This window comes from Nostoc sp., from assembly GCF_036917555.1.
Taxonomy (GTDB): Bacteria; Cyanobacteriota; Cyanobacteriia; order Cyanobacteriales; family Nostocaceae; genus Nostoc.
On the sequence record NZ_JBALDD010000005.1, the window covers coordinates 90,476 to 105,356 of the forward strand.

The 14,881-nt window shown below is 41.1% G+C and carries 16 protein-coding genes and 2 pseudogenes; 8 read left to right on the top strand and 10 right to left on the bottom strand.

Translation table 11 applies throughout. The features are described from left to right. Positions 1-8 precede the first annotated feature (8 nt). The gene (locus V7K60_RS01515; RefSeq protein WP_442944322.1) at positions 9-2,330 is read left to right on the top strand and encodes a transglutaminase TgpA family protein; all 2,322 of its coding nucleotides are present in this window, start codon (positions 9-11) and stop codon (positions 2,328-2,330) included. Between the two features lie 25 nt (positions 2,331-2,355). Here the strand turns inward: V7K60_RS01515 and V7K60_RS01520 are convergent, their stop codons facing one another. The 4 genes and pseudogenes from V7K60_RS01520 to V7K60_RS35005 form a co-directional block, all read right to left on the bottom strand. Continuing rightward, complete coding sequence (locus tag V7K60_RS01520) at positions 2,356-2,967, bottom strand: LexA family protein (RefSeq protein ID WP_334922380.1); 612 nt, start codon at positions 2,965-2,967, stop codon at positions 2,356-2,358. A gap of 462 nt (positions 2,968-3,429) precedes the next feature. After that, entirely contained in the window at positions 3,430-3,780 is a 351-nt protein-coding gene (locus V7K60_RS01525) for a hypothetical protein (protein ID WP_334922382.1), read from the bottom strand. Then, on the bottom strand, positions 3,704-4,057 hold the full coding sequence (locus V7K60_RS01530) for an ATP-binding cassette domain-containing protein (protein WP_334922384.1): 354 nt from the start codon (positions 4,055-4,057) through the stop codon (positions 3,704-3,706). Before V7K60_RS01530 ends, V7K60_RS01525 begins: the two co-directional genes overlap by 77 nt. Before the next feature lie 291 nt (positions 4,058-4,348). After that, positions 4,349-4,502, bottom strand: a pseudogene (locus V7K60_RS35005) (ISH3 family transposase); the annotation flags it as partial. Positions 4,503-4,511: 9 nt separating this feature from the next. Between V7K60_RS35005 and V7K60_RS01535 the strand changes: the two are divergent. Together V7K60_RS01535 and V7K60_RS01540 are read left to right on the top strand one after the other, a co-directional pair. Continuing rightward, on the top strand, positions 4,512-5,294 hold the full coding sequence (locus V7K60_RS01535; RefSeq protein ID WP_334922386.1) for a class I SAM-dependent methyltransferase: 783 nt from the start codon (positions 4,512-4,514) through the stop codon (positions 5,292-5,294). A gap of 95 nt (positions 5,295-5,389) precedes the next feature. Next, complete coding sequence (locus V7K60_RS01540) at positions 5,390-6,724, top strand: hypothetical protein (protein ID WP_334922388.1); 1,335 nt, start codon at positions 5,390-5,392, stop codon at positions 6,722-6,724. Between the two features lie 151 nt (positions 6,725-6,875). Here V7K60_RS01540 and V7K60_RS01545 read toward each other — a convergent pair whose 3' ends face one another. The 4 genes from V7K60_RS01545 to V7K60_RS01560 all read right to left on the bottom strand — a co-directional run bounded on the left by V7K60_RS01545 (position 6,876) and on the right by V7K60_RS01560 (position 10,492). Then, positions 6,876-7,313, bottom strand: a complete 438-nt coding sequence (locus V7K60_RS01545) for a response regulator (protein ID WP_334922390.1) — start codon at positions 7,311-7,313, stop codon at positions 6,876-6,878. 102 nt (positions 7,314-7,415) lie between these two features. Further along, on the bottom strand, positions 7,416-7,850 hold the full coding sequence (locus V7K60_RS01550; protein WP_334922392.1) for a response regulator: 435 nt from the start codon (positions 7,848-7,850) through the stop codon (positions 7,416-7,418). 724 nt (positions 7,851-8,574) lie between these two features. Next, complete coding sequence (locus V7K60_RS01555; RefSeq protein WP_334922411.1) at positions 8,575-9,942, bottom strand: DUF3370 domain-containing protein; 1,368 nt, start codon at positions 9,940-9,942, stop codon at positions 8,575-8,577. Positions 9,943-9,973: 31 nt separating this feature from the next. Further along, positions 9,974-10,492, bottom strand: coding sequence for a pyroglutamyl-peptidase I family protein (locus V7K60_RS01560; protein WP_334922394.1), 519 nt, complete (start codon positions 10,490-10,492; stop codon positions 9,974-9,976). A gap of 58 nt (positions 10,493-10,550) precedes the next feature. Between V7K60_RS01560 and hisH the strand changes: the two genes are divergently transcribed. Continuing rightward, complete coding sequence (gene hisH, locus V7K60_RS01565; protein ID WP_334922396.1) at positions 10,551-11,186, top strand: imidazole glycerol phosphate synthase subunit HisH; 636 nt, start codon at positions 10,551-10,553, stop codon at positions 11,184-11,186. A gap of 88 nt (positions 11,187-11,274) precedes the next feature. Beyond that, positions 11,275-11,820, top strand: coding sequence for a 16S rRNA (guanine(966)-N(2))-methyltransferase RsmD (gene rsmD / locus V7K60_RS01570; protein WP_334922398.1), 546 nt, complete (start codon positions 11,275-11,277; stop codon positions 11,818-11,820). A gap of 62 nt (positions 11,821-11,882) precedes the next feature. Here rsmD and V7K60_RS01575 read toward each other — a convergent pair whose 3' ends face one another. Both V7K60_RS01575 and petG read right to left on the bottom strand, forming a co-directional pair. Continuing rightward, complete coding sequence (locus V7K60_RS01575; RefSeq protein ID WP_334922400.1) at positions 11,883-12,020, bottom strand: hypothetical protein; 138 nt, start codon at positions 12,018-12,020, stop codon at positions 11,883-11,885. An 11-nt stretch (positions 12,021-12,031) separates the two neighbouring features. Next, positions 12,032-12,145: a cytochrome b6-f complex subunit V gene (gene petG, locus V7K60_RS01580; protein ID WP_292861673.1), complete on the bottom strand. Its 114-nt coding sequence runs from the start codon at positions 12,143-12,145 to the stop codon at positions 12,032-12,034. Between the two features lie 209 nt (positions 12,146-12,354). On the opposite strand from petG, the gene V7K60_RS01585 reads away from it, so the two are divergent. The 3 genes and pseudogenes from V7K60_RS01585 to V7K60_RS01595 all read left to right on the top strand — a co-directional run. Next, positions 12,355-12,729 carry a c-type cytochrome gene (locus V7K60_RS01585; protein WP_094352507.1) on the top strand — a complete coding sequence of 125 codons (375 nt, stop codon included), beginning with the start codon at positions 12,355-12,357 and terminating at the stop codon, positions 12,727-12,729. A 733-nt stretch (positions 12,730-13,462) separates the two neighbouring features. Continuing rightward, the gene (locus V7K60_RS01590; protein ID WP_334922402.1) at positions 13,463-14,227 is read left to right on the top strand and encodes a peptidylprolyl isomerase; all 765 of its coding nucleotides are present in this window, start codon (positions 13,463-13,465) and stop codon (positions 14,225-14,227) included. Positions 14,228-14,421: 194 nt separating this feature from the next. Next, positions 14,422-14,790, top strand: a pseudogene (locus tag V7K60_RS01595) (IS1634 family transposase); the annotation flags it as partial. Positions 14,791-14,881: the final 91 nt, after the last annotated feature.

Here is a 14,881-nt window from a genome sequence, read left to right on the forward strand (position 1 = left end):
AGACTCAAATGTTTAACTTATCCAGGATGAATCGGTTTTGGCGTATCCCTGTAGGTAATTTCTGGCGGCAAAATCCGCAGGGGTCGCCTTTGATTGAAGTGGAAGATTCTATTTCTTTGCGGGTGCTGGTGCTAGCGTTGGTTATTTTGGGAATTGTGGCGACGGATATTGCCGCCGAAACTTCATTTAGTTTTTGGGCGTTACCCCTAAGTGTAGTGGGTGCGATTTGGAGTTATTATCGTCGCCGCGATCGCAATGTTGCAATTAAATTCTGCATCGCCATCGGAATGTTAGTAGCACTAGGTGCTTTTTTTGGGCGATTAGTGGGAGAGTTGAATGATACGCGCTTGGGTTTGGCAGAGTTATTAATTCAACTCCAGGTGTTGCATAGCTTTGATACACCGCGCCGGAAAAATTTGGGCTATTCGATTGTTATCGGACTGATTTTATTGGGTGTGGCAGCAACCCTAAGTCAGACTTTAGCATTTGCACCTGTGTTGCTGTTATTTTTAGCGATCGCTCTGCCAACTTTAGTACTAGATTACCGCTCACGCTTAGGTTTACAGGCATTAAAAACTCAAAAGGAAAAATTCAATCAGAAGAATTCCTCAAGTCTTAATTTTAAATTTTTAATTCTAACTTTTTTACTAATTGTTGGTCTGGGGCTGGCAATTTTTGCTGTTTTACCCAGATTTCCCGGCTATCAATTACGGAATTTTCCTGTAAGTTCTGCTATTCAAGTAAAAAGTAATTTCACTGGTCGTAGTATTATTAATCCCGGTTATATCCGCCAAGGTAAAGGTGATAATCAAGGCAGTGGTAGCGGTGGTACGGGACAAAATAAAACTGGTCAACCAGGTAAAGTAGATAATAATTTTTATTACGGTTTTAATAGCCAAATGAATCAAAACCTGCGGGGCGAGATGAGACCCAAGGTTGTAATGCGGGTGCGATCGCAAGCTGAGGGTTTTTGGCGAGTATTAGCATTTGATCGCTATACAGGTAAGGGATGGGAAGTTTCTCGCAATGAAGATGTGACGACTGTTAGGCGATCGCCTTGGTCTTACCAAATTTTTCTTTCCCCATCTGTGCTCACTGGTAAAACCCAAGAGGTAGTACAAACTTATACAGTGGTGTCGGATTTGCCTAACCTGATTCCAGCGATGACTTATCCAAAAGAAGTTTACTTTCCAGCACCAGTGCTCGCTGTTGATAAAGAAGACGGATTGCGATCGCCTGTAGAATTATCACAAGGTTTCACCTACACAATAATTTCCGAAGTGCCATACCGCGATCGCACTTTGTTGGGTGAAGCTTCTACTAAATATCCACCACAAATTAAAAAGCATTATCTGCAAATTCCTCCCGAAATTGCCGAAAAAGTCCGGCAACGTACCGAAGAAATTCTCGCTAACTACAATCAAGAAAAAGTTGCAAAGTCTGCGAAAAGCCTGGATTCACCTTATGAGAAGGCTCTCTACTTAGCTCAATATTTAAAGCAACGCTACTCTGTTCCCCAAAATCCCTTAGAACTACCTTATTTGAGTGAAAAACAAGACTTGGTAGAAACTTTTTTATTTAAGCAAAAAGGAGGCTATCCAGACCACTTTTCAACAGTTCTTACAGTAATGTTGCGTTCCATTGGCATCCCAGCGCGGTTAGTAGCAGGGTTTAGTGCAGGAGAGTTTAATCCATTTACAGGGCTATATGTTGTCCGTAATACTGACGCTTATGCGATGACGGAAGTGTATTTTCCGAAATATGGTTGGTTTGCTTTTGACCCTATTCCCAATCATCCCCTGATACCACCTTCAATAGAAGACACTCAGACTTTTAGTGTGTTGCGCCAACTGTGGCACTGGGTTGCTGGATGGTTGCCCTCTCCGGTGACAGGTTTGTTGAATAATGTATTTGAGACAATATTTAAGTGGGTGATTAGAGCGATCGCTTGGTTTTTAGCTTTGTTCTCCCAAGGTTGGTTCGGTATATTAACTGGCTTAATTTTGGCAACTACAGCAGCTTTCTTTGGTTGGCTGGGTTGGGGTCAGTGGCGAGAGTGGCGTAACCGCCGATGGTTGAAGAAATTGCCAGCAATGGAGAGCCTTTATCAACAAATGCTGCAATGGACAACCCAAAAAGGTTTAGGCAAACATCCAGCACAAACTCCTTTAGAGTATGCCAGAGTTTCATACCAGCATCATGCTCTAGCAACTGCTGAGGTAATAGATGAAATTTGTCAAGCTTATGTTGGTTGGCGCTATGGTGGTCATACGCCTAACTTGCATCAACTACGACAAAGATGGCAATGTTTAAAAAAAGCTGCTAAGTAACTCATCAATGAGTCCTGTACAAAGGTTATCCATTCAGCAACCTTTTTGATAAATTGCGACGAATAGCACTTTTCACAATTCCTGAAATATAAATTGCTCCTTCAGAGCGTCTGATTGGCTCGTGGTTCTTGTTCTCCGATACTAAAACTACTTCTCCTTTTTCCCTGCTATAACGTTTAACTAAAGTTTCATCATCCACAGAAACTATAACGATCTCTTGCTCTTTAGGCTCTTGATATAGAGGATTAATCAATTCAACAATTAACCAATCACCAGGATATATACCAATACCTATCATTGAGTCTCCCATTACAGGTAAGATGACCGTTTTATTTGATTCATTGATCAGTTCCTCACAGAGATCAATTTCTTCATAATCGATGTTCATTGAATCCCCTCCAACACTGGATGTGCTGTGTGTGCCTGCTGATACTGCATAATCATACTTCCTGACCTTGCGAAACTCTGCCGAACGTAGAGCATTTATCAATTCTTTTCCTCTTATTCCCTTTTCCCAGAGGTATTCTATTATCACAATCAAGTCATTACTGATTGATGAAGGAACACCAATATCTGCAAGTGGCTCCCCAAATTTATATTTACGACCTGACCCTTTTCTGGAACCGCCTCTCGGCATAAGCAATCATCCTTTGTGCAAGTTTTCGCAATTTCTCGTATTTCCCTAGTAAAAACCTTACTAATTGTGTTTGTCTTGCAAAACTTTTGCAGGGTGTTCTTGATTAGCTGAACTGCTAAATTGTAGATGAGCAATGCCTAAGGCAAGTATGATATGCAACAATGCAATGAGAGCTTTTTCAGAGAAAATAACACTCAGCCCAGTGTTATAATTTATTTCCTTACTCTGATTAGGATCGCTTTTCATAATATGCCTGTAATAAAATCTACAACTATAAAATAGTACAAATGAACTAAATTTGCATAGTAGGTTTTGAAAAAAGTCTGGAAATCAAACTTCTATATTCCCATTTTTCCTTATATTTATAACTCTCAAAAAACTCCTTCCCCAAGAAATTGAATTCATTGAATGAATTCTCTCAAGAGTTTCTTGTATAAGAAACTCTGGACTTTCTGCGCTTTCTCAAGCACAAGCAAGAATCAGAAAAAAAGATGCACTTCCCCCACTATTCCACTCCCGGATGAGGTCGCGTAATTCCTCACGAGCAATTACATCCAGTCCAATTGTGTGTTCGTCGAGGAATAGTACTTTAGGTGCATGGAGTAAGCTGGCTGCTACTTCTGCTCGCATCCGCTGACCTAAATACAATTTACGTACTGGGATATTCCAGAACGGGCTGAGGTTAAAACGCTCAACTAATTGGTCACGACATTTGATGTATTCTTGCCGATTAAGATTATAGATTCGCGCCAGTAACTCTAAGGTATCGTGGGGAAGTAGGTGATACCATAACTGCGATCGCTGTCCAAACACTACCCCAATCTGAGTACGCTAGTTCGCGCCGATTTCGCCAAGGGTTTAATCCCAATAACCTGGCTGTGCCAGATGTGGGCTGTAGTATCCCTGTAAGCATCTTGATTGTAGTAGACTTCCCCGCCCCATTGGGGCCAATGAAGGCGATCACTTGACCATCGGGAACGCTCAGACTGATGCCATCTACAGCAACAATCTCTTTTTTCGTGCGGTTGCGTCCCCAACCCCTACTCAGAGTAAACGTCTTGGATAAATTTTCCAGTTCTACGGCTGTCATCACTGATGAACTACGGCTGTCATCACCGATGAACCCCTTCAGATAATTTGTATTATAGTTATATATTACAAATAACTTACATAATTATAAAACCTATTCTGCTAAATGCCCATTTCCATAAATCTAGCAATAGCTAAATGCTGAAATTCTCTCAAAAGCTATAATCTATATCTGTTGCACCGAGAGATTAACTTGTGGATGTCATATTAAAACGATCGCACGAATTAAAATAAGCCTTAGTTGATTTTGTCCTTGATGCTGAAGGCGAACTGGCACAAGCACTGGAAACGAATGATCTTTACCTATCGTCAGAGTACAAGTAGTTTTATAACTGTCCATACCTTTGAGGAACTGTTTAATACCTGCAATTTTTTCTTTTAATAGCTGGTACAAGAGGAATATCTAAAGCTTATAACCACCTAATAACACGAACATTAAAAAAACCAGAAATTACATGCACAATAGCGAAAGGTTAGTTGCTCTAAGACGCACTCATTTCCAGAAACGCCTACCTCTGAATCAGCAAGTCATTAATTTAGCAGGGCATATAGATACCCATGCCTTCTTAAGAAACCCTGCCTCTCACAACATTTTTCTTTACCTGACAGAGTACGTAAAAGTTTTTTCTGAGTATTGGTTTAAAACAAGCTCAAATACAATACGTATTCTTGATTGGGGGTGCGGTAAAGGACATATTTCCTTTCTGATGCGTGAAATGGGTGTCCAAATCACCAGTTGTGATGTACACGCTACTGATGACTCAGCTTTTGGTCAGATTACACCTATTATAGATAAAGCATCCCTAACGGTTGTTCCCCTAGAACATCCTTATTTACTTCCCTTCAGCGATGCAAGCTTTGATGTCGTCTTAAGTTTTGGAGTCCTTGAACACGTTCCTAATGACCTTGCTTCTCTTGGTGAGATTCATCGAGTGTTGAGGCCATCAGGCCTTTTCTTGTGTTTTTTCCTTCCCTACTACTTTTCCTGGACTCAGCGTTTAGCCCATTTGCGGGGAGACTTTTACCATGACCGCTTGTATTCTAAAAAGATGGTAAAAGACCTCCTCAAGCAAACCAACTTTGAACTGCTTGATCTTTGGCATAGGCAACTTCTGCCTAAAAATCGTATTTCATACGCCAATTACCACGTTTTTGAATCTGTAGACCAATGGTTGACTGAAAACACGCCCTTTAAATACACTGGAACTAACATTGAGTTTGTCGCTTTTAAAAGTTAGGCTGCTTGCTTTGTAAGCATGAATCTAGCTATTGCTAGATGCTGTAATTCTCTCAAACGCTATAATTTACATCTGTTGCACCGAGAGATTAACTTGTGGATGTCATATTAGAACGATCGCACGAATTAAAACAAGCCTTAGTTGATTTTGTCTTTGATGCTGAAGGCGAACTGGCACAAGCATTGGAAACTTATGCAGCAGCACAGTCGCGCCGTGGAAGTGGGGATAGTACGCAGCAGGACTTAATCATTGATAGCTTTCTGACAGATGGAAAAGTCGGTGATAAGTCTCCATTAGAGTTGTTTATCGAAAGCCATCCAGATTTAGCAGAAAGCGATCGCAGCCTGATAAATAGTTGGCATCATACTTTTATTGGCTTATTTGCCATCACTAATATTTTACCTGATGGCTTTGAATTGACGAACTGGTTGACAGATAAACGCTACATTGTCAAGCCAAACAATACTCAAACATTACAAGCAATATCTCGGTTGAAAGTCGGAGAAATCTTGTTAACTCGCATTTCTCCCGTTACCGATAGCTACTGGATGTTTTCTGGCCCCTACACAATAATGGGTAAATTAGGTAAACCAAAACTTGCCGTAGCAATTGGTAATTTCAAAGAAAACTATAAAAGTAATCTTTACAGCGATGCTCCAGACTTGCTAGAAGAAGCTTGGCAGTCAGTAGAAAAATATCATCAGCAGTTTGTGGACTTTTTTGGCACTGATGAAATCACACTACCTGGATACCAGCTTAATAAAAAAATAGCGGAATTTCAAGAAGTAATTACTGAAAAAACCTTTGCAGCCGCAGGAATTGATACTTCTAAATCTCTGGCTGAAGTGGCAGAAGCCGCTGGCATTGGCGACGAGGAAATAAAAGCAGCCGCACAAGAATTTGGTGCTGATTCCAACGTAGTCTCTGAGATGTTTAACAACAAAAGTGGCAAGAGCAAAATGGTTATGCCAAAGGTTGATTTGCCTGCTGAACTCAAGAAAGCAGAACAGGTAATGGCTCTTTCTCATCCCCGTTGGGGACAAATGTTTTTACCAACATATAATAAAGTACAAGCAATCTTATCGGCAGATGACTGGCAAAGTGTTCAAGGGGCGGAAAAACTAATTCGCTACTACCTCGAAGATAAAAGTATTAATGCTTTTATCTGGCATCGATTAGCACAACAGTATCCAACTCAGTTAGAAAATGTGTTGCAAACATTTTTACAACGTCCAGAGTTTAGACTTAAAAATGACTTGGATGCACTTTTGCAAGAATTCTACAAACCTATTGAGCCAGAGTTGCCAGACATTGCCAGTGTACCCATACATTTACATAACTTATTTCAGGAAGCTTTAAGAGAAGTTAACAAATCTAAGCCAAAGGGTAAGGGGCAACAAAAGCCAGCAAAGGGTTTTCAACGAGGTTAACAAACATATCCAACATTTTACCCTACTCACTTAGGGTTATATGGTTTCCTTTCTTAAAGTCCTTTGTAGGAGTGTATAGCTAGCTGCGCGCTCCTACAGCGTATTGTGCGAAATCAGTCTTAAAAACCAGATGAAAGCCGGCTAATTATATTTAAGGATCGGGAAATAACAGGTGAACAATCTCATCTACAATTTCCTCTGGACTTTCAAGCTTGACTAGAAATCGATCAAAACCAGCATTCAAAGCCTTATGGCTTGATACCTCCCGTGTATAAGAAGTGATAGCGATCGCAGGCAACTCTCTTATAGATGGGGAAGAATGCACTCGAATTTGCTTAATTAACCAATTTCCATCATGAGCGGGCAACTTCATATTGCACAGCAAAATATCGGGATGAAGTGATTCGACCAAAGCAAGGGCTTCTTCTGCCTCGCTTAAAGCCATCACCTCTGCACCTTCCGTTTCCAAAATGAAGGTAAGTAAATCTGCAATATCTGGCTCATCCTCTACCAGTAAGATCAAGGTTCCAATAAGGTGCTGGAGGGAATTTAACTCAGTTTCTTGATTGATTTTTTGATCCGTTCCCATACCGTCCTTTTATTGCTTGCTATAGTCTGCTATTTCTATTGCAATGCATGGATCAGAATAAGTATTCACCCTAAATACACAAATTTGGGGTAAAAAGCTTTATCAATATGAAGAAATTAATTCACCAAGCAATATTGACCGCCCTGTTAAGTGAGCGATCGCCCCAACCAACTCATCTATGTCCACAGGTTTTAATAACCATTGGTCAAACCTTGCTTGCGACTCTGGAAATCGAGCTTCTAACTCTCCAAGTCCCGTGACTGCGATAACGGGAGTGGATTTGTCGAGCCTATCTTCGATTTGCCGGATCTGACGTAGCAGCGAATAACCATCTTCATCGGGCATGGCAATGTCACTAAGTACTAAATCTGGGCGAAGTTCGACAAACGTTGCTAAGGCTTGATCTACTGTGAAAGTTGAATAAACTTCAATCCCATACAACTCAAGCAAACAAGTCATCCAGGCACAGGAATCGAGGTCATCATCGACCACTAGTACTCGCAATCCTTCCAATGTGGAAGTGTTGGGAATGGGCATACCAGGAGCCTTACTCTAAGTGAATGTCACAGTATCTAATGAAAATTTAAGAATTAGTGCATTTTTTATATAAAAATAAGATTTCCATAATTTTACTTAACATTGTGCAACGCAATTCTCAGAATTGAGCGGCTCGAACAGACGGCGTAGGAATCTAGAGGTATATACGATATGGTTTCTATAAGTAAAGTGTTGTTTTCCGTAATAGTGGAAGTCCGAGGCTTTGCAATCGTAAATTACAAGTATTTTGCTGACCCTGATTTAATGATGAAAAACTTAAAATAACTTTTATATCTTTAAATTTCTTAATATTTGCTCTAATATTTTTAGGTTTTGGCCATAGCATTTTTATCAAAACAGAATTCAGGAATCAGTCGTCAGAATAAAGCCATGAATTCTGTATTCTGGATTCTGAATTCTTTTTCAACCTAAAATATGGCATGGTTGCTTGTAAGTAGTATAATCAGTGACGTTACTTGCCAGGACTAGATTCGGGTAGTGTATGTAGGTTACGCTCTGCACAATCAATAAAAACAAAAGAATCTATGCGTGAGATCGGATCTTGGACTACTACCTTAGTAGTCACAGTATCTATTATTGCAACTTCAATAGGCGTCTACAATCTTGAATTGTTTTTAAACAGTAGAGCTTTGTGAATGAGTTGACTAATATTTTTTGGTAACAGGTAATTGGAGAAAAGCTCTTACCCATTACCGATAACTCATTACCGAGGTTCAGTTTGGGTTGAGATTGTTAATACTTGCGGTGGTGTAGCATCCGGCGGATAGAGAAAATCTACTTCTACCAAAGAGCGATCGCCTGGTTTCATCTTTAATAAAACTAACGCCTCCCCTGGTTGACCTCTCTTTTGCACTAAATGCACAAACTGAGTTTGTGGCTGATTTTGGTCATTTTTGTAACGTACTCGCACTGTGCCTCGGAAGAATACTTGAGGAGCGGGTGTACTCAGAAAGCGTAACCCTGGTTTGACTAACTGATCCTCCTTGAGTGGTGTTTGTATCGACACACTAACAGTTTGAGGACTTTGAGTATTGTTGTATAACGGCAACTTGAGATTATATTGAATTCCATAGTTGCCATGAGCGCGATATGCAGTGTCAAGATAGCGCACCAGCATAGGCGCACTTTGAATTTGACCAGTTCCTAATGTACCACCATGCAGGGTACTCAGAGCGTAGGAAAACACTTGACCAGGCTGGGGAATAGTTAGATACCTGGCTTTAGGATTATCTACTAATAAGGCTCTCCATCGCGAACCTCCAACCACTCCTGCAACTCGCCCATAAATTCTTGGCTTGCCAGTTTCCTCTAAGGGAGTGGGAATTTTATCTCGTGGCCCAGCTAAATCGCCATTATCTAGTAAATTCTGCCACTCTTGTAAGGTAGGCGATCGCTCACTGCCATCAGGATTCACCCGTGCAAACATCGCTAGGCTAGCTGCATAGACAGTGCCATCACTTTGGAGTCGGATGAATGTAGACCTACCATTCAAGGGTGGTGTCAATCCCTGCACAGGAATTGGTAAATTGAGTAACATCCGACTTTGCTTTGGTGGAATCTCAATTTGGGCAGGAAAAATCTCTTGTCGCACTCCCCTGAGTACATCAGACATGACGCGATCGCCAGGACCTGCAAAAACTTTACCTAAAAGGTTTTGGCTAAAGGATGGTAACTGAATAAATGGTGCATCCGGTTGACTTAAATAACTTGCCGCCTGCCAAATATTTACCTTCACTGGTTCCGAACTAGGGTTATGCAAAATTATCCCTAAATAGAGCGATTGCAAATTCTCTGGTGGTTCAGCCTTCGCAACATGATGAGCAAAAATATCAAATCGTCCCCGAAAAGGAAAATTTAGATGCGCTGTCGGCACTTTTTTCCCATCTGGTGGAAAGGTGGAAAGTAAAATTCCTTCTTTCAACACCAATTCTGGACTATTGCTATTAAACGTTGGCACTGTATCTAATTGACCTGGTAAAGGACGTACTTCTTGGGGTTGCACGACTTCTTCAGGTGGTGGTGTGGTAGGAGTTAATTGGGCTATTGGGAAAATTAGTAACAATGGCAACATATACTTAGATATTTCTTTCACCATACAGACATTAACAACTTGATGAAAGTGCCAGTTTGTTAATAATTAATACGAAATCGGCAAGAATCCCCATCAAATTTTCTTGATTGAGAATCGGAACGTGGACAAAAATACAACGTGCCGTAAGTTGATTTTGGCTTAAGTAGTCCAACACAGAATAGTAAAGACCCTCACAGACAAATTTCCCACAGTCGTGGCTAATCTGAATTGCTGCTCCCGCCACTAATTTTTCTAAATCAACTTCTGTCTGCAAAACAATTTCTCCACAACTAGCAACTGCTTCCATACTTAATTGTGTCCGGCTTGCAGCCATGCCACAACAGATGATGTAATCAGGTTGGATTGCTTTGATTTTTTCCATTACCAGAGTACTGGCAAGTTGCACATCTACAGGTAACTGGCGTAAAAAAGTTAAGTCATGCTGTATCAGATCGAGTTTGCTCACTTCAAGTAATAAATCATCAGAAGAATTTGACTGTTGATCCTTTAGCCAAATATCAAAAGAAGTTAATAGAATTCTTTTCTTCATAACAAATATTATTTAGAATAGAAAAACCCTCCATAATAAATTTACAAGGAGCAGGTAAATGCCAGTAATTGCGATCGTAGATTACGAGATGGGAAATTTGCACTCAGTCTGCAAAGGCTTGGAAAAAGCTGGGGCAACTCCTAATGTTACTTACTCTTCAAAAGAATTAGAGCAGGCAGATGCTATAGTCCTACCGGGAGTAGGAGCATTTGATCCAGCAGTGCAACATTTGCGATCGCGTGGTTTAGAACAACCTATTAAAGAAGCGATCGCATCTGGTAAACCTTTTTTGGGAATTTGTTTAGGATTGCAAATTCTCTTTGAATCAAGTGCAGAAGGTACCCAACCAGGACTGGGAATTATCAAAGGAAAAGTGCGGCGGTTTCGTCCCGAACCTGACATCACTATTCCTCACATGGGTTGGAATCAACTGGAAATCACTCAACCAAAAAGTATTTTGTGGGAGCATTTACCGTCCGATCCTTGGGTATATTTTGTCCATTCCTACTATGTTGACCCAATAGACCCGCTAATCCGTGCAGCAACTATCACTCACGGTACTCAAACCGTTACAGCTGCGATCGCCCATGAAAACCTGATGGCAGTCCAATTTCACCCCGAAAAATCCTCTAATATCGGATTGCAAATACTGTCTAATTTCGTTGCTCAAGTCCGTGAAAAAATTCCTGCTTAATATTCTTTTTGTCATTTGTTCTTTGTCTTTTGTCTGAAAACTAATACTTCGGCTCCGCTCAGTACAAGTGACCAATGACTAATAACCAATGAGCCTGAGAATTTACGGTAATCGTCAGCTAAAAACTTTACCAGGAAAAGAAACTAGACCCACTAGTGCGCGAGTAAGAGAGGCAGTTTTTAATATTTGGCAGGGAGAAATTGCAGGTTGTTGCTGGCTAGATTTGTGCGCCGGTACTGGTTCAATGGGCGCAGAAGCTTTGTGTAGAGGAGCCAGCTTAGTAGTGGGAATTGAACAATCGAGCCGAGCCTGTGCCACCATCCAGCAAAATTGGCAGCAAGTAGCTGATGCCGACCAAGAATTTCGGGTATTGCGGGGAGATATTACGCAGCAGCTAAAGACTTTATCAGGTAAGAAATTCTATAGAATCTACTTCGATCCACCTTATGCCAGTGGATTGTACCAACCAGTACTAGAAGCGATCGCTCACTATCAACTTTTAGATCCTAGCGGCGAAATCGCAGTTGAACACTCCTCACAAGGTTGGACACCGCCAGAGATTCCCGCTTGGGAAATTTGCCGCCAGAAAGTTTACGGCAACACATCACTTACTTTCTACAGAATTTCGGAATGACAGGAATGGGGAGTGGAAGAGAAAAATTGCTTCCTTGTCCTCCTTATCCCCCTTCCCTCATCCTACTCAGCAACGCCAGTTGCTTCTCCTGTCGGAGACCTACGCGTAGCTTGCTTAAGAGCAGGGGTACAAGTCGGCAGAGCTGCCCAACATACTGGCTCCTCAGCACGGGCTAAACGCCCTGCTACCGCTAACAGCACTGGGCATTTCCTTATCCCCCCAACTCATTGAGGCGCTTGTATTGCTTATATGCAGCGTAAAAAAGTCCGGCGAGAGTGACGAAAACTAGACCAAGGACAATACCTGATAGCAGGGGTTCAACCACTGTAAATCTCCTCTTTGTAATTATTAAATATTCGTTGCCTGTTTTTGATTTTACCAAATTTCGTATGAATCCTGCGCTCTACAGCCTTTTATAGGCCGACTGCCCACAAAAAAATAGTATTCTGTGCTTGCAGACACAATCAAGAACTTTTAAGCTATGTGTAGGAAATGAAAACTTTTTAGCACACCTAGACTTTCACAGCAAACCTTTTGGATAACCAGATTACCAAACCTGAAATTTTGATTCAGCGGATCGTTTTATTGACGCTGGCTATACTGCTAGGAGTCCCTTTGGGCTTTTTTGGTGTTCAGTTGGTTCAAGCCTCTGATCCATACGTCAAGAGTGTTCTATCCCTAACAGGAAACCCAGTTCAAGGACACGCGATATTTCAAATTAACTGTGCTGGTTGTCATGGCTTGGAAGCAGACGGGCGAGTGGGGCCCAGTTTGCAAGCTGTTTCAAAGCACAAGTCTCGGTATGGGCTGATTCACCAAGTAATCAGTGGCGAAACACCACCAATGCCAAAATTCCAACCTAGTGCCCAAGAAATGGCGGATCTTTTGAACTATTTAGAGTCGTTATAAACCTCAAAATTTTTAGTTGTAGGATACATAAATACCCTCATGTGAAAAGGCAGCATAGGATGTGCTGCCTTTTTACACCTCTAACAACTGTAAACAGACCTCTGCTCGATAGTGTTCGCATAGCATTTCGTAGAGAATCTTTAACGGCTGTAGGAGGTCGCTCTTAGCATAATGCCTGCTCTACTTGAGGAAATTCCAAACGCTTGGGTGGGGAGACGCTGCCCGTAGCTTGCTTCCCCGTGAGGATACGCGAACTCGCTAACGCCCTTGGTGTCTCCTCTTATCTACGAAACGCTCTTTTGAGGTTGGGAGAAGACTCGCTACCGCAACACTAATACCAGCGCGCGTCTACGCATAATAGAAACCTCAAAACGAAGCTTAATAGACAAAATCCTAGCTAGATAAGGGTTAAAAATTTTACTATGGTAAGGTTGATTAAAGAGGGTTATCTTAAAACACCTTAGCTCAGTCTGATAAATTTCGTGTTTTAAGTCGTAGTGGCGAGAACTGTCTTTTGTCTTTATCTTTACATCTGCTAGTATTTGCGTAGAATCTTTGATAAAAACTCATATAAACTGTATATTTTTAAGTATGTTAGCAAGTAACTATTTAATTATTGCGAAAGTGAGGTTAGTATACCTAAGTCTGTAGAATTAAGGTAAAAAGTCCTAGACAATGGGCTAAGGTATAGCTTCTTTAACAGACTAGATATTCTTGAGATGACCGAAAGCTAATGACTGAAGCGATCCAAATCGGTAATCGTACAATTACAGCTAGTGAACTGATTTCTTTACTGGCAAGTTACCAAATGCTGCCACAGTTGCAGCGGGAATTAACCATTGATGAGGCGATAGAGCAAAACTCACGCTCTGCCAAGGTAGTAATAGAGTGTACCCCTGAGGAAGTAGCTCAAGCTAAACAGCAGTTTTACGCTGAGAAACAGTTTAAAAATGAAGAAGACATCCAGGCTTGGATGGCACATCAAGGGCTGACTCCCGATCAACTAGAAGTTATTACCACTCGTAAGCTGAAAATTGAAAAATTTAAGCAAGCCACTTGGGGTAATAAACTGGAATCTTACTTTTTTCAGTCTAAGGCAAAACTAGACAAAGTAATTTATTCCCTACTGCGAACCCAGGATGTAGGAATTGCCCAAGAACTCTACTTCAGGATTCAGGCAAAAGAAAACTCTTTTGCTGATTTGGCACGGGAATACTCACTTGGACCGGAAGCCCAAACTGGTGGCTTGGTAGGCCCGATTGAACTGAATGCACTACATCCGATAATGGTGCAAATGCTCTCTAGCAGTCAACCAGGTCAGATATTGCCTCCTACCCGTATCGCTGAATGGTTTGTTATTTTGCGGTTAGAAAAATTTATTCCAGCACAACTGGATGAATTTATGAAAATGCGTTTGTTGAATGAACTCTTTGAAAACTGGCTACAAGAACAGCAAAAGAAAATCATGTCTGCACCACAAGGGGAGGAGGATAGGTGACAGGCAGGCGATAAACCTTTAAGTTAAGTATGGGACTCACTTACCATGCTTGGCTTCAAAACTGAAGTTAGCGATCAGCCTATTAGTTTTCCCGGCTGGATGAGCAATCATTTAATCTTATAGTGGGTCTATAAATTATGAACTTTATCTAATTAAATTTAAAGTTGTTTGAATGACTTTCTTTTGGAAGAGACTTCATGATCTGCACTCACAATGTCCTCGATTCCGAAGAACTCAGCGATACAATGTTATTACGTGAATACAAGGCACAGCAGTCTATTGAGCGCGGTTTTCGGTCTCTCGAAGACCCTTTATTTTTTACTTCCAGTGTATTCCTCAATTCGACTGAGCGAGTTGCTGCACTAGCAATGATTATGGGTTTGTGCCTGCTTGTTTATAGTCTGGGTCAAAGAGCTTTACGTCAAGCTTTAGAACGAGCGAAAAAAACTATTGACAATCAGTTGGGTAAACCAACTTCTACTCCAACCTTAGGTTGGGTATTCCGATATTTTATGTCGATTCATTTGGTTATGGCCGCCCAAATCAAGCAAATTGCCAACTTACAGCAGTTTTCAGATGAATAGACTACAGTGGACAAACCAACCCCAAGAATCGTCAGAGGAGATTTGCTCATTCAGAATCTGAGTTAAAACT

What these genes read in the sequence shown, in the direction of transcription:
- V7K60_RS01515 (WP_442944322.1), top strand. Translation starts at nt 9, where the DNA reads ATGTTTAACTTATCCAGGATGAATCGGTTTTGGCGTATCCCTGTAGGT.
- V7K60_RS01550 (WP_334922392.1), bottom strand. Translation starts at nt 7,850, where the DNA reads ATGCCCATTCCCAACACTTCCACATTGGAAGGATTGCGAGTACTAGTG.
- V7K60_RS01535 (WP_334922386.1), top strand. Translation starts at nt 4,512, where the DNA reads ATGCACAATAGCGAAAGGTTAGTTGCTCTAAGACGCACTCATTTCCAG.
- V7K60_RS01545 (WP_334922390.1), bottom strand. Translation starts at nt 7,313, where the DNA reads ATGGGAACGGATCAAAAAATCAATCAAGAAACTGAGTTAAATTCCCTC.
- V7K60_RS01560 (WP_334922394.1), bottom strand. Translation starts at nt 10,492, where the DNA reads ATGAAGAAAAGAATTCTATTAACTTCTTTTGATATTTGGCTAAAGGAT.
- V7K60_RS01590 (WP_334922402.1), top strand. Translation starts at nt 13,463, where the DNA reads ATGACTGAAGCGATCCAAATCGGTAATCGTACAATTACAGCTAGTGAA.
- V7K60_RS01530 (WP_334922384.1), bottom strand. Translation starts at nt 4,057, where the DNA reads ATGACAGCCGTAGAACTGGAAAATTTATCCAAGACGTTTACTCTGAGT.
- V7K60_RS01520 (WP_334922380.1), bottom strand. Translation starts at nt 2,967, where the DNA reads ATGCCGAGAGGCGGTTCCAGAAAAGGGTCAGGTCGTAAATATAAATTT.
- V7K60_RS01555 (WP_334922411.1), bottom strand. Translation starts at nt 9,942, where the DNA reads ATGTTGCCATTGTTACTAATTTTCCCAATAGCCCAATTAACTCCTACC.
- rsmD (WP_334922398.1), top strand. Translation starts at nt 11,275, where the DNA reads ATGAGCCTGAGAATTTACGGTAATCGTCAGCTAAAAACTTTACCAGGA.
- hisH (WP_334922396.1), top strand. Translation starts at nt 10,551, where the DNA reads ATGCCAGTAATTGCGATCGTAGATTACGAGATGGGAAATTTGCACTCA.